Raw genomic sequence first — 14,518 nt, 5'->3', positions numbered from 1 at the left:
CCCGTCGCGACGGGCTGCAGGCAGCACCGCCGCGGCGAGATTACTTGCCGACGGCGACCGCGTCGGTGACGAAGACCAGCGTTTCGTTGGGCTTGATGCCATTGCCACCCGCGCCGTAACCGAGGTTCGGCGGGATGATCAGCAGCCGCCGCGCGCCCGCCTGCACGCCGACCAGGCCCTGCTCCCAACCCGGAATGACCTTTCCGGCACCAAGGGTCAGCTGAAACGGCTTGCCGCGGTCGAACGAGCTGTCCAGCTTCTTCTTATCCGACCAGGTGATCAGCGTGTAGTTCATGGTCAGCGGCTGACCGGCGACCGCGCCGGGCCCGGTGCCGGGGACCAGATCCTTGACGACGAGCTGGGTCGGCGGGGTGCAAGTGTCCGGGATGGTGATCTTCGGCGTGGCGCCGAAACCGCCGACCACCACGATGTCGTCGGCGGTGCATTCGGCGCCGGTGTTCTGCGCGGGCAGCTGACCGAAGGTGGGCTGCGCCGACGCCGCGGCCGATGACGTGGCCGCAGACGTGGTGGTGCTCGAGCCCTTGTCGTCGTCCGAGCCACAGGCGGCCAGCGCGAATGTCGCGGCGGCGATGGTGCCGATACCGATGATCCTGCGCAGTGTTTGCATGCGGCGGACCATAATCCACCGCTGCTCGCCCCACCCAGCCACCCGCCGATAGTGCGACGACCGATGGCATCCGATCAGGTGACTTCCGGCACCAGACGCCCCCCGCCTCGACGCGAGACCGTGAGAACCGATTGACACGGACACACGTGGGTAGGCTGGCTGTGAATTCTCCATCCGGCGTTATCAATCCAACGTCGGCAACCGTGCAGGACCCGGTAACCGGCGGTCCCTCCAGGTGCCGCCGCCGATGCCCGAGTGAGGAGAGTCGGCGCATGACCCAGATGGCCAGTGTCGGGGGCGATACCTCGGCCGACAATGTCGAAAGCGGCGGCGGTGCGACCGTCGCGCCGCAACCGTATCGGCTCGCGGAAGTGCCAGGGCCGCTCGAGCGCGCGGAACTGGAAACGCTCGACGCGTGGTGGCGGGCCGCGAACTATCTGGCGGTGGGCCAGATCTATCTGATGAGCAATCCGCTGCTGCGCGAACCGCTGCGGGCCGAGCACATCAAACCGCGGTTGCTCGGACATTTCGGCACCGTGCCCGGCCTGAATCTGGTCTGGGTGCACGCCAATCGGGCGATTCGGCAGCGCGATCTCGACGCGGTCTTCGTGGCCGGGCCAGGTCACGGCGGGCCGGGACCGAATGCCTGCGCCTGGTTGGAGGGGACGTACTCCGAGCTGTACAGCCATGTGCCGCAGGACGAGCCGGGGATGGGCGCGCTGTTCGCACAGTTCTCCTTCCCCGGCGGAGTGCCGAGTCACTGTGCGCCGGAGACGCCGGGTTCCTTCCACGAGGGCGGCGAGCTCGGTTATTCGCTGTTGCACGCGTTCGGGGCGGCGCTGGACAATCCGGATCTGACGGTGTTCTGTGTGGTCGGCGACGGTGAGGCGGAGACAGGACCGCTGGCCACCAGCTGGCACGCCAATAAATTCCTCAACCCGATGCGCGACGGCGCGGTGCTGCCGATTCTCGCGTTGAATCAGTACAAGATCGCCAATCCGACCATCCTTGCGCGCATTCCGGAATCCGAATTGCTGTCGCTGATGCGCGGATACGGCTACGAGCCGATCGTCGTCTCGGGCAGCGACCCCGCGGCCGTCCATCAGGAGATGGCCACTGCCGTGGACACCGCCCTGGATCGCATCACCGAGATTCAGCGGGCCGCACGCACAGGGACCGATGGGGTGCGCCCGAGCTGGCCGATGATCGTGCTGCGCACACCGAAGGGGTGGACCTGCCCGCCGGTGGTCGACGGCGATCCGGTCGAGGGGACTTTCCGGGCACATCAGGTGCCATTGGCGGGTGCGCGCACCGATGATGCGCATCGGGCCGTGCTCGAACAGTGGTTGCGGTCCTATCAGCCGGAGCAGCTCTTCGATGAGTCGGGCAGGCCGGTCACGGAGCTGCTCGACCTGGTGCCGGACGGCGATCGACGCCTGAGCGCGAATCCAATTGCCAACGGGGGCATGCTCGTTCGGGATCTGCGGCTGCCCGATTGGCGGTCCTACGGCGTCGAGGTGCGCGAGCCGGGAGCGACCCAGCACGAGGCGACCCGGGTGCTCGGCGCCTGGCTGCGCGACGTCACCGCGCGCAATACGAACAACTTCCTGACCTTCGCCCCCGACGAATTGGCGAGCAATCGACTGCAGGACATTCTGCAGGTCACCGGCCGTAACTGGCAGGCCGAAATCGGCGACTTCGATGTGGATCTCGACCGCATTGGACGGGTGATCGAGGTGCTGTCCGAGCATATGTGCCAAGGGCTGCTCGAGGGCTATCTGCTGACCGGCAGGCACGGGGTGTTCACCTGCTACGAGGCATTCATCCACATCATCGACGCGATGTTCAACCAGCATGCCAAATGGTTGGACGCGAGTGCGGCGGTACCGTGGCGGCGACCCATCGCGAGCTTGAATTACCTTCTGTCATCACATGTTTGGCGACAGGACCACAATGGATTCACCCATCAGGATCCCGGATTCCTCGATGTGGTGCTGAACAAGAAGCCATCGATCGTGCGAGTGTATCTGCCGCCGGACGCGAATACGCTGCTGTCGACCTACGATCACTGTCTGCGTTCACGGCACTACGTCAATGTGGTGGTCGCCGGGAAACAGCCACAAGCGGACTGGCTTTCGGTTTCCGATGCCGCCGTGCACTGCGCGCGCGGCGCCGGAATCTGGGGCTGGGCCGGACAGAACGACGATCCGGGCACCACGCCCGATGTCGTGCTCGCCTGTGCCGGGGATGTACCGACGCTGGAAACGCTCGCGGCGGCGGCGATTCTGCGTGCGCGTCTGCCGGAACTGCGTATGCGAGTGGTGAATGTGGTCGACCTGATGCGGCTGCAACCATCCGACGAACATCCGCACGGCCTGTCCGACAGCGAGTTCGACTCGCTGTTCACCCGGGACCGACCGGTGATCTTCGCATTCCACGGATACCCGTGGTTGATCCATCGACTCACCTACCGGCGCACCAACCACAGTGAGCTGCATGTGCGCGGATACAAAGAAAAGGGCACCACGACAACACCTTTCGATATGGTAATGCTCAACGATCTGGACCGATACCACCTGGTCATGGATGTGATCGATCGGGTGCCGACCCTGCGGGAGAAGGCGGCGGGACTGCGGCAGGAGATGGTCGACGCACGCTGGAATGCCCGTGCCTGGACTCGAGAACACGGCGAGGACATTCCGGCGGTCGCGAACTGGACCTGGCCGAACCTCAGTCTCTGATAAGGCCCGCGAAACTTCCTTGCGTGCGGTGTGCGGCTCGGCGACGATCGCAAGATGCTGTTGACGATCACCTGCACACCGCCGGAAGGCGCGGCTTGGCCCGCGACCGATCTGGGCTTCTTGCTGCATAAGAACCCGGACCGAGTGCAGGCGTTCGAGCAGTCCTACGGCACCGCGCATGTGATGTACTCGGAGGCGACCGCGGCGCGCTGTACCGCGGCGCTGCTCTTGGAGGTGGATCCGATCCGATTGGTGCGCGGGCGCTCGCGCAGCACACCGGATTTCAGTCTCGGACAGTATGTCAACGATCGGCCGTATGCGGCGTCGTCGCTGCTGTCGGTGGCGCTCGGCGCGGTATTCCGCACCGCACTGCACGGACGCTGCGATCAACGGCCGGGATTGGCGCAGACCGCGCTGCCGTTGCGGATCGCATTGCCCGCGGTGCCGTGCAAGGGCGGCCCGGAAGCGGCCGAGCGGGTCTTCGCACCGCTGGGCTGGACCGTGATCGCTGAACCACTCCCCCTCGATCCGGCCTTTCCGGAGTGGGGCGATTCGCATTACGTACGACTGGAACTCACCGGAACCATCCGCCTTGCCGACGCACTCGCGCACCTGTATGTCCTGCTGCCGGTGCTCGATGGGGCCAAGCACTACTGGCTGGCCGCAGACGAGGTCGACAAGCTGATTCGCGCGGGGGCCGGGTGGTTGGCCGAGCATCCGGAACGGAGCTGGATCACGCGGCGGTACTTAGCGCGCCGTCAGTCGCTGGTGCGGACCGCGCTGGCGCGGTTGGCCGAGGTGGACGATGTCGAGGCCGAGGAGCTCGATGCGGTCGAGGAGGGGGTCGACGGGGCGGACGAGCCCGCTGAAAATGGCGCGGCCGTAGCAACCGAGATCGCCGTGGAATCCCCCGCGTCGACGGAGGCTGCGCCGGTAGCCGATAGCGAAGAGCGTGCACCGTCGTTGGCGGTGATGCGGCGGGCGGCGGTCCTGGCCGCGCTGCGGGAGGTCGGGGCACATCGGGTGCTCGATCTGGGCTGCGGCGAGGGGGCATTGTTGCGAGAACTACTGGTCGACAAGGCCTTTACCGAAGTCGTCGGTGTCGACGTATCGATGCGAGCGTTGAATATCACCAAGCGGCGGTTGCGGCTGGATCGGATGCCGGAGCGGGTGGCGCAGCGGTTGACGTTGCTGCAGGGGGCGTTGACGTATACCGATGCGCGCCTGCGCGGCTATGACGCTGCCGTACTGATGGAGGTCGTCGAGCACATCGACGAGCCGCGGTTGGGTGCGCTCGAATCCTCCGTATTCGGTTCGGCCGCACCGGGTTCCGTGGTAGTAACGACGCCGAATGCGGAGCACAATGTGGTGTACGAGACGCTGCCCGCGGGCAAATTCCGGCACTCCGATCACCGATTCGAGTGGACCCGTGCGGAATTCGCGGACTGGGGGTCTCGCGTGGCCGAACGGTACGGGTACACGGTGCGCTTGGTGCCCGTCGGTGTCGAACATCCCGAATTCGGCCCGCCCACCCAGCTGGCCCTGTTCACGAAGGCCGCGACCGATAGCAGTACGAGAGGAGCCGCGTAATGACCGAGCTATCCGTCCCGGAGCTCTCCCTCGTCGTGCTGATCGGCAGTACCGGATCGGGCAAATCGACGTTCGCACGCAAGCACTTTCGGCAGACCGCGATCGTGTCCTCGGATGCGTGTCGCGGGACTGTCAGCGATGACGAGAACGATCAGTCGTCGACGCCGGACGCCTTCGCATTGCTGCACCACATCGCCGGTATCCGGCTGCGGCGCGGCCTACGCACCGTTATCGACGCCACCAATGTGCAGCCCAAGGCGCGTCAGGAGCTGATCGCGGTGGCGCGAGCGCACGATGTGCTGCCGGTAGCGATCGTGCTCGACGTCCCGGATGGCGTGTGCTTCGAACGCAATACGCAACGTCCCGACCGGTCGCACCTGCCCAGGCACGTGGTGTCCCGGCAGCAGCGCGAACTGCGCCGGGGCATGCGCGGTCTGGAACGCGAGGGCTTCCGGAAGGTGTACATACTGCGCGGTGTCGAGGAGATCGACTCGGCGACCATCGTCGACGAAAAGGCATGGAACGACAAGCGTGAGCTCACGGGGCCGTTCGATGTGATCGGCGACGTACACGGCTGCCGCACCGAATTGGAAACGCTGCTGGGCGAACTCGGCTACGACCTAGCGCGTGACGACGCCGGCCGGGCCGTCGGCGCGAGTCACCCGGCCGGGCGAACCGCGGTATTCGTCGGCGATCTGGTCGATCGCGGGCCGGATACGCCGGGTGTGCTCCGACTCGTCATGGGGATGGTGCGCGCGGGAACTGCGTTGTGCGTCACCGGAAATCATGAGAACAAGCTGGTGCGCGCACTCGACGGCCAGAAGGTGCGTATCGCGCACGGACTCGCGGAATCACTGGCCCAATTGGAGGCCGAGGACGAGGATTTTCGCAAGGCGGCGCTGGACTTCTGCCGTGGCCTGATCAGCCACTATGTGCTCGACGACGGCCGACTGGTGGTCGCGCACGCCGGGCTCAAGCAGGAGTACCACGGGCGCGCTTCGGGGCGGGTTCGCGCCTTCGCGATGTACGGCGAATCCACCGGGGAGACAGACGAATACGGTCTGCCGGTGCGTTATCCATGGGCCGAGGATTATCGCGGTCGCGCCACCGTGCTGTACGGCCACACGCCGGTCACCGATCTGCGCTGGGTGAACAACACTCTGTGCCTGGATACCGGGGTCGTCTTCGGTGGCAAGCTCTCGGCTCTGCGGTATCCGGAGCGCGTGCCGGTTTCGGTTCCGGCCGAACGGGTTTGGTACGAACCGGTACGTCCGCTGCAGGCCACTACCATCGCGACGCCCGACGGTGTGGTGCATCGCGATCCCGGCGTGCTCGATCTGGACGATGTGATGGGCCGCCGCGTGGTGGAAACCCGGCAGCACGGCCGCGTCGGCGTGCAGGAGGAAAACGCCGGGGCCGCATTGGAAGTGATGAGCCGCTTCGCCGTCGACCCGCGCTGGCTGGTGTACCTACCGCCGACCATGGCGCCTTGTGCGACCACCCAGCTGGACGGCTACCTCGAACATCCCGCCGAAGCCTTCGACTACTACCGGTCCGAAGGTGTGCGGCGCGTGGTGTGCGAGGAGAAGCATATGGGCTCGCGCGCAATCGTCCTCGTGACACGCTCAGCGCAGGCCGCGGCCGATCGGTTCGGTGTCGATGACGGCAGTACCGGCGCGCTCTACACCCGCACCGGGCGTCCGTTCTTCGACGACACCGCGCAGACCGAGGAGCTGCTCGCCCGGGTTCGTACCGCGGCCGAAACGGCGGGCCTGTTCGATGAACTGAACACCGAATGGCTGCTGCTCGATACCGAGCTGATGCCGTGGTCGGCCAAAGCCGTTGGCTTGCTGCGCAATCAGTACGCCGCCGTCGGTGCGGCCGCCCGTGCGGCACTCGGCACCGCGACCGATCTGCTTGCCGACGTCGCAGCTCGCGGCTTGGATGTAACCGATCTCGCGAACCGCACCGCCGCGCGCAAGACCGACGCGGCGGCCTTCACCACCGCCTACGGCCGCTACTGCTGGCAAGTCGACGGCTTGGCCGGTCTGCGCATCGCACCGTTCCAGATCCTGGCGGGCTCGGGAATCAATTACGCAGTGCGCGATCATGATTGGCATTTATCGACGGCCGACCGGCTGGTCGCCGCCGATCCCGACCTGTTCACCCCGACCGGCCGAACGATCGTCGATCTGACCGATCCGGACAGCGAAGCCGCCGCCACCAGCTGGTGGACCGAGCTGACCACGGCGGGCGGCGAGGGCATGGTGGTGAAGCCGTACGCCGCGATGGTCCGTAACGAAGGCGACCACCTGGTTCAGCCGGGCGTGAAATGCCGAGGCCCCGAATACCTCCGGATCATTTACGGCCCGGAGTACCTGCGCGACAACAACCTACACAGGTTGCGCACCCGCGGTCTGGGCCGCAAGCGCTCAATGGCGCTGCGCGAGTATGCGCTGGGCCTGGAAGCGCTGGACCGTTTCGTCGCAGGTGAACCGCTGTGGCGCGTGCACGAAGCGGTGTTCGCGGTCCTCGCCCTCGAATCGGAGCCGGTCGACCCACGCCTGTGAAGGATCACCCCCGCGGCCGGTACCTGGTCATGGCTCGACCACCCGGCCGTGGGCAGATCCCTCGATCAGCTCCACATAGGCCCGGACAACATCGGCCACCGGAGTGCCCGCAGAACCGTTACGCCCGAGTGCGGTGAGGGTCTCCGAGATCCAGCCCGGACTCACCGAATTCAAGCGGATTCCGCGCGGCAGTTCCAGCGCCGCCGCGGGCACGAAGCCGCCGAGACCCGCATTGACCGCAGCCGCGAAGGACAGGCCCGGCTCGGAGAAGGTCGAGATGCCATTGGTCAGCGTGATGGATCCGGAGTCATTGAGGTGCCGGATAGCGTGGCGGACCAGGTGAATTTGGCCTAGGAATTTGCCTTCCAGGCCGAGGAAGTACTCGTTGTCGGTCGAGTCGGCGAGTTCTGCGAGTTGGCCGCTGGCGGCTACGGCGACGACCGCGTCGATATTGTCCACCGCATCGAACAACGCGGCGATCGACACCGGATCGGCCAGGTCGATCTGGACCGGTCCGCGCCGCGAAGCGCGAACAACCTGATGATCCGGGTTCGCCTCGAGGGCGTCGACGAGGGCCGAGCCGATGGTTCCGGTAGCACCGATCACAACAATCTTCACGGGTCAGCCAAACCTCGTCGGGCCGCGCGCTATTCCGCCCACCGGTGCGTGCCATTGCATCTATCGCGTAACGCTGGTTACAGTAAGTTAGCAGGCTGCTTGCAACTGTTAGCAGCAGCCTGTGTGGCGTTATCTGACAGACAAAGGAGTCTGACCATGCCAGCTGCGAGCACCGATGGCGCGGGCGTGCCCGGCCACATGCTGGTCGACGATCGATTCACCACCGTCGCGGCCAAGTTCCTTTCGATGTTCCGGCGGAAGAGCCAGGGCGGCGGCGCGCTGGCGGTGTACCTCCACGGAGAGCCGGTGCTCGATATCTGGGCAGGGTGGGCAGATAGCGACCGGCGGTGGCGAGCCGATTCCATGGCACTGTCCTATTCGACCGGTAAGGGTGTCACCGCGACAGTCGCGCATCGGCTGATCGAGCGTGGTGTGCTCGAGTTGGACGCGGCGGTGGCGGACTATTGGCCGGCATTCGCGGCGCAGGGCAAGGGCAATATTACGATCCGCGAGGTGCTGAACCATCGCGCCGGAATGCAGCGCACCCGCGGTCTGGTCGCCGATTCGGACGATCTGCTCGACCACGATGCCGTGGCCACCGCGATGGCCGCATCCGCGCCGGATCCATTGCGGCTGCGGGCTTCCGGATATCACGGCCTGACCTTCGGCACCCTGGTCGCGGAAATCGCGCAGCGCGCCACCGGCCGCGACTTCATCGACCTCGTCCGCAGCGAACTTCGAGATCCACTGGGCGACAATGATTTCTGGTTCGGCGTACCCGAGAATCAGCGGCAGCGACTTGCTCGGCTCTCGCCTCGCCTCGGCATCGCCAGGGTCCCGTTCGACACGCTCATCGCACCGTTCGCCCCAGTGAAGATGATGAACTCCGCCCGCGGCGCGGTCTACGACGGCTGGGCCGATATGACCCTCGGCATGCGACCCTACGATGCGATGATGCCGGGCTGGAACGGCGTGTTCACCGCCCGTGCCATCGCCAAGATGTACGGCGCAATCGCCAATGACGGCTTGGTCGGCCACCGCCGCCTGCTCCGTCCCGAAACCACGCGGCGCATCGCGGAAATGCCGCCGAACAGCCGCTACGACTACGTCCTCGGCGCACCACCGCATTTCGCACTCGGCTACCACCGCGCCATCGTCGGAACCCGCCTCACCCGCCAAGCCCTCGGTCACTTCGGCATCGGCGGCTCTGGCGGTATCGCCAATCCCGGTCTCGGCCTGGGCATCGGTTTCGTCACCAACCATTTGGGCAACCACGCCATGTCCCTCGGCGACGCCCGCCTCCCCTTCCTCGCCGCGCTCAGCGAGCGCGCCGCCCGCGTGGCCATCGGCGATCCGGCTGCCGACACGCTGAACGGCACTCGCGCCGCCAGTTGATACCGCACCAGCGAGCGCCGGCGATCGCGGGCGATCGGTCCGCGGGCTCGACACCGATGCGAAGCCACGCGCCTACACCTCGCGGATCGCCGCGGCCACCGCGACAACACAGAACGCAACGGTCGGCCGAATAGTCCAGTCCGTATGTCCGACTGGCAGCGCGAGCCGATCAGGAAGGCCGCCAGAAACGGCAGCACAACCGTGTCGGCGCCCAGCAGCCCGGAGCCACGACCGGGCTCAATGCTCGGGTGGCCGCAATCCCAGTGAACGGATGAGGTGGCGGATTTCGTTGCGGTAGAGCTTTTCCGGATCGGTGGTCTGGGAGCGCAGATGTCCGAGGATTTCCAGGGAGACCAGGCCGTGCAGGTGGCCCCAGATGCGCAGGGCGATCGCGACGGCGGCGGGAGGTAGGCCGGGGAACTCCGCCTTGACCTCTTCGACGAGTTTCGGTTCGAAGTCCGACCACTCGAAACCATTGTCCGCGTAGAAGTTTTCGGCGTGCGGCCACGCGCCTGCGGCCAAGCCGGTCAGACCGGCGCACACTCGGTGTTCCGCGTCCGGGGCCGCACCGCCCTCAGGAGCCTGGTAGTTGGGCACGGGATCGCCGTAGATGAGGCGGAAACCAGCCGGATTCGCCACGGACCAATCGCGAAATGCACAGGCCCACGCGAGGATTCGCCCCGAAGCGTCGGCGGCGGGTCGGGCATCGCGGGCAGCCTCGACCGCATCGGCCAGTTCGGAGTACACATCGTTGATCAGCGCGGTGATCAGGTCGTCGCGGGTCGGGAAGTAGCTGTAGACCGCGTTGGCGGTCATGCCCATTTCGCGCGCGATCGCCCGCAGTGTGATAGCGCCCGGTCCGCCCTCGGCCATCAACCGGAGCGCGACCTGCTTGATCTCCGCTGTCGTCTCGGAGCGTCGTAACTCCCGCCGGCTCGGCGTCGCAGTGCCCACGGCGGCAACTCTACAGCGGCGTGAGAAAACTAGACGTTGCTCAAAAACTTCACGCCGTATAGTTTATACACACCGTATCAATCAGTAGGAGGAGAACCATGTTCATCGGAGTAGTCGGCGCGACCGGCAATATCGGCCAGCGAGTACTCACCGAGGCGGTCGCCCGCGGCCACCACGTCACGGCGTTCACCAGGGACGCCGGCCAGATCACCACCAGCCAGCCGAACGTCAACTGGCGCAGCCTCGACATCTTCGACAGCGCGGCCATTGCCGCGGCCCTCCCCGGCATGGACGTCCTTATCAGCTGCTACCAACCCGGAAACGCGGCAGCCGATTTCGATGACACCGTCGCACGCTCCATCGCCGATCCGACGGTCTACGCGAGTGCCGCGCGTTCACTGCTCGATGCGCTGCATACGCACCCGCGCACGCGGCTGATCGTGGTCGGCGGCGCGGGGAGCCTGGAGTACGAGCCCGGCCGGATCACCGCCGATGACGACCGGCGCCTGGCCGATACCCTCGATGGACTCGGCCTGCCCCGTGAATACGCCGCAGCCGTACGCGGCCACCGCGCCGCTCTCGATATCCTGCGCACCTCGAACCGACTCTGGACCTACCTCAGCCCGGCCGAATTGATCGCAGCCGGCGAACGCACCGGCCGCTACCGGGTCGGCGGCGACCAGCCGATCCGCGATACCGACGGCAACAGCCGCATCTCCATCGAGGACGCCGCTGTCGCCCTACTCGATGAGGTCGAACTACCGCGATTCATCCAGCGGCGCTTCACAATCGGCTATTGACGGATGCTTCCGCACCGATGATCGGTGCGGAAGTTCAGCTTTCGCGTTTCAACTTGCGCCAACCACCCGCGCGGTTATTGGCGATGATCTGCTCGAACATTGCGAGCAGAGCTGGGGCATTGAGCTTTTCGCCCTCGTGGATGGCCACGGTGCGCCCGGTCTTGTTTTCGTGGCCGCCGGTGATGATGCCCTCGGGGTCCGGCACGATGCCGCCGTCGTAGAGGAAGACATTCACATGGGTCTTGGCCGCGAGCAGGGCGCAGATATTGCCGTCGAGCACGAAGTACGGCTGGACGGTGCGTTTGATGGTCTCGACGACCTCGGGATCAGCGGCGTGCACCAACTCGCGCACCTCATGACAGATCGCCTGCTGCCACTGGGGGAGCGGCTCGATGTAGGCGTCGACGCGCGGGTCCTTCCGATCGGACATGCGACCGATCCAAGCACAACCCGTACCTGATCACGGCCGATTTCTGCCGATCCGATGATCAACTCGGTTCGACACCCACGTGGTCGCCTACCTGATCCATCCCGAACACGGTGCCAGCGCAATCGCTCCGGGGCGCTATGTGATTCGCCGCCAACGCGAATGCGGCACCTCACGCCTCGGCCGCCCCGTGAACCACCTCATCGCCGACTGAGTTTCATCGGCGACTGCCGCGCCCGACGACTGCCGGGTTGGTCTTACACCGCCTCCACAGGCAGCGACCGCCGGTGCGGTGCAACGACATCGTCTCCTACCCGAAACCAGAACAATCATTAACTTAACCCGTTCGCGCCGAACCCGCCGATGATCAGGAAACGGCGAAAAGGATCCGGAAAGTCGCACCCGCGCCGGGTGTGCGCAACAGCTGGATCCGCGCACCGTGCGCCCCCAGGATCGCATCCGCAATCGCGAGACCGAGTCCCGAACCGCCGGTGCGGGAACGCGATTCGGCGGCCCGGTAGAAGCGATCGAAGATGCGCGGTGCGTTCTCCGGCGCGATGCCGGGTCCGTCGTCGTGCACATCGAGTACCGCGAATTCGGCCCCATCGGGCAGTTCCGCACCCGCTTCGGCGGCGACCGGATCGATCAACGCCGTCGCGGCTCTGATCCCGACGGTGACGGTGATCGCCGCCTCGACGGGCGTATGCACCAACGCATTGGTGACCAGATTCGTCACGACCTGCCGCAACCGATGCTCGTCACCGACGATCCGAACCGGGTCATCCGGACTCTCCAGACCGATATCCCGATCCGGAGCTCGGGTGGCGGCATCGCGCACCACTTCCATCGCGAGCATCACCAGATCGACCTCCGTCAGATCCAGCGCCCGTTCCTGATCGGATTTGGCCAGCAGCAACAGGTCGTCGACGAGCACACCCATTCGGATCGCCTCGCCCTCGATCCGGCTCATCATCTCCCGCACGCCAACCTCGTCCGACGCACCACCGCGCCGATACAGCTCGGCATAACCGCGCACCGAGGTCAGCGGGGTGCGCAGTTCGTGGGAGGCGTCGGCGATGAACGCCCGCATCCGCTGCTCGGAATCGGCGAGCTGACGTAGTGCCGTGGACAGCCGGGTGACCATCACATTGAACGCGGTGCCGAGCCTGCCGACCTCAGTATGCGGATCGGTCTGTGCGACACGGCGGTCCAGATCCCCGCCCGCGATCGCCTCGGCCGTGTGCTCGATCCTGGTCAGCGGTCGCAGGCCGATTCGCACCAGGACCGCCGCGATCACGCAGATGGCGAGCAGCAGCGTGGCCCCCGCCACCAACTCGATCGTGCGGAGGTTGCCGGTGGTCGCCTCGGTGGTCGCCAGCGACATCGCGATCGCGACGGTGCCCCCATCGGGCTGCCATTCGGTCGCCGGCTGCACGACAGTGCGCACCCGCCAACGGATATCGCTGTTCTGGTCACCGACCGTGAACGCACTGTTGGGGCGGGCGCGTACCGATGCCGCGTCCATCGCGGGCAATCCGGGCACGGTGCTCACCTGGGCCGGTGCGCCGAGCTTGCCGATCTGACGCCCTTCGACATCGAAGAACATCAGCCGGAAATCCGACGGCAACTGCTCGTACTCCGGCGGGCCGGATGGCGGGGGCGGCGGCGGCCGCTTGGTCGAAGTCATATCGCTGGCAACGTGATTCAGCTGGTCGTCTACTCGGCCGAGCAGCGCGCGATCCAACATGGTCACGCTGAGCAGGCCGAAGGCAGCCATTCCGATACCGGCGATCGCGACCAAGGCCAGCAGCAGCCGGGTGCGTAAGGTCAACCGGCGAGCCCGATTCCACACCCGCCGCTCGTTCATGACTGCGCCTCGCTGGCGCTCGGCTCCGCCATGACCGAGCGATGCCCGGCAGTGTTGATTGCTCGCTCGCCGCGCTCACTCATGACTGCGCCTCACTGGCGCTCGGCTCCGCCATGACCGAGCGATGCCCGGCAGTGTTGATTGCTCGCTCGCCGCGCTCACTCACGAACGTCCGCCGCCGAGCCGCAGCGTGTAGCCGACACCGCGAATCGTGTGAATCAGCGGCGGATTCCGGGCATCGACCTTGCGGCGGAGCTGGCTGATGAATGTCTCCACGACACGTCCGTCGCGGCCGGTCTCCGCACTCCACACCCGATCGATGATCTGCTGCTTGCTGACCACCTTCTCGGCGTTGACCACCAGATACTGCAGCAGGCTGAATTCGGTGGCCGACAGCCAGATCTCGGTGCCCGCACGATATGCCGCATGCGCATCGACATCCAGTTCCAGGTCCGCGTACCTGAGCACCCGATCGTCGCCGGACTCCGGGCCGAGGGTGCGCCGCAGAATCGCGCGCAGCCGAAGCAGGACCTCCTCGATGCTGAACGGCTTGGTCACATAGTCGTCGCCACCGGCGGCCAGCCCGGCGATCCGATCCTCGACCGCGTCCCGGGACGTCAGGAACAGCACCGGTACCCGACTGTCGGTCTCCCGCAGCCGCCGCGCCACCGCATAGCCGTCCAGATCCGGAAGCATCACGTCCAGCACCACGATGTCCGGCGGATGCGCCGCCGCTTCGGCGAGCGCCGCGTACCCGCTGCCGGCGGTATGCACATCGAAGCCGCTCATCCGCAGCGCGGCGGAGAGCAGGTCCAGAATGTTGGGCTCATCATCGACCACGAGAACGGTCGCGGCCGGTGACGTGTCACGGTCGGGCACGGCTACACACTATGCCGCACCGCCCAACGGGCCGGGGAAGCGATCGGAT

At 66.2% G+C, this 14,518-nt stretch carries 11 protein-coding genes; 5 read left to right on the top strand and 6 right to left on the bottom strand.

Translation table 11 applies throughout. The features are described 5' to 3' along the window. Positions 1 to 40 precede the first annotated feature (40 nt). On the bottom strand, positions 41 to 628 hold the full coding sequence (locus AB0J47_RS00840) for an FKBP-type peptidyl-prolyl cis-trans isomerase (protein WP_364338973.1): 588 nt from the start codon (positions 626 to 628) through the stop codon (positions 41 to 43). Between the two features lie 272 nt (positions 629 to 900). Here AB0J47_RS00840 and AB0J47_RS00835 point away from each other — a divergent pair, with 272 nt between their 5' ends. Genes AB0J47_RS00835 through AB0J47_RS00825 form a run of 3 tightly spaced genes read left to right on the top strand, consistent with a single transcriptional unit; the run spans position 901 to position 7,529 of the window. Next, complete coding sequence (locus AB0J47_RS00835) at positions 901 to 3,369, top strand: phosphoketolase family protein (RefSeq protein ID WP_364338971.1); 2,469 nt, start codon at positions 901 to 903, stop codon at positions 3,367 to 3,369. Positions 3,370 to 3,423: 54 nt separating this feature from the next. After that, positions 3,424 to 4,959 (top strand): 3' terminal RNA ribose 2'-O-methyltransferase Hen1, encoded by a 1,536-nt coding sequence (locus tag AB0J47_RS00830; protein ID WP_364338969.1) that lies wholly within the window; start codon positions 3,424 to 3,426, stop codon positions 4,957 to 4,959. After that, entirely contained in the window at positions 4,959 to 7,529 is a 2,571-nt protein-coding gene (locus tag AB0J47_RS00825) for a polynucleotide kinase-phosphatase (protein ID WP_364338967.1), read from the top strand. The genes AB0J47_RS00830 and AB0J47_RS00825 overlap by 1 nt, the downstream gene beginning before the upstream one ends. A 27-nt stretch (positions 7,530 to 7,556) precedes the next feature. Here AB0J47_RS00825 and AB0J47_RS00820 read toward each other — a convergent pair whose 3' ends face one another. Beyond that, positions 7,557 to 8,147 carry a short chain dehydrogenase gene (locus AB0J47_RS00820; RefSeq protein WP_364338965.1) on the bottom strand — a complete coding sequence of 197 codons (591 nt, stop codon included), beginning with the start codon at positions 8,145 to 8,147 and terminating at the stop codon, positions 7,557 to 7,559. A gap of 156 nt (positions 8,148 to 8,303) precedes the next feature. Between AB0J47_RS00820 and AB0J47_RS00815 the strand changes: the two genes are divergently transcribed. After that, a complete protein-coding gene (locus tag AB0J47_RS00815) occupies positions 8,304 to 9,542 on the top strand; it encodes a serine hydrolase domain-containing protein (protein ID WP_364338963.1) in 1,239 nt (412 codons plus the stop codon). Positions 9,543 to 9,779: 237 nt separating this feature from the next. On the opposite strand, the gene AB0J47_RS00810 is transcribed toward AB0J47_RS00815, so the two are convergent. Further along, positions 9,780 to 10,496: a TetR/AcrR family transcriptional regulator gene (locus AB0J47_RS00810; RefSeq protein ID WP_364338961.1), complete on the bottom strand. Its 717-nt coding sequence runs from the start codon at positions 10,494 to 10,496 to the stop codon at positions 9,780 to 9,782. Between the two features lie 98 nt (positions 10,497 to 10,594). Between AB0J47_RS00810 and AB0J47_RS00805 the strand changes: the two genes are divergently transcribed. Continuing rightward, positions 10,595 to 11,296 carry an NAD(P)H-binding protein gene (locus tag AB0J47_RS00805; protein ID WP_364338959.1) on the top strand — a complete coding sequence of 234 codons (702 nt, stop codon included), beginning with the start codon at positions 10,595 to 10,597 and terminating at the stop codon, positions 11,294 to 11,296. Positions 11,297 to 11,330: 34 nt separating this feature from the next. Here the strand turns inward: AB0J47_RS00805 and AB0J47_RS00800 are convergent, their stop codons facing one another. The 3 genes from AB0J47_RS00800 to AB0J47_RS00790 all read right to left on the bottom strand — a co-directional run bounded on the left by AB0J47_RS00800 (position 11,331) and on the right by AB0J47_RS00790 (position 14,469). Further along, positions 11,331 to 11,726, bottom strand: coding sequence for a DUF1801 domain-containing protein (locus AB0J47_RS00800; RefSeq protein WP_364338957.1), 396 nt, complete (start codon positions 11,724 to 11,726; stop codon positions 11,331 to 11,333). A gap of 364 nt (positions 11,727 to 12,090) precedes the next feature. Then, the gene (locus AB0J47_RS00795; RefSeq protein WP_364338955.1) at positions 12,091 to 13,590 is read right to left on the bottom strand and encodes an ATP-binding protein; all 1,500 of its coding nucleotides are present in this window, start codon (positions 13,588 to 13,590) and stop codon (positions 12,091 to 12,093) included. Positions 13,591 to 13,752: 162 nt separating this feature from the next. After that, positions 13,753 to 14,469, bottom strand: coding sequence for a response regulator transcription factor (locus AB0J47_RS00790; RefSeq protein WP_364338953.1), 717 nt, complete (start codon positions 14,467 to 14,469; stop codon positions 13,753 to 13,755). Between the last annotated feature and the right edge of the window lie 49 nt (positions 14,470 to 14,518).

The sequence above is a fragment of the Nocardia sp. NPDC049737 genome, assembly GCF_040674755.1.
Classification (GTDB): domain Bacteria; phylum Actinomycetota; class Actinomycetes; order Mycobacteriales; family Mycobacteriaceae; genus Nocardia.
Note: the sequence above shows the minus strand (reverse complement) of the source record. Positions and strands in the feature narration are given on the sequence as shown.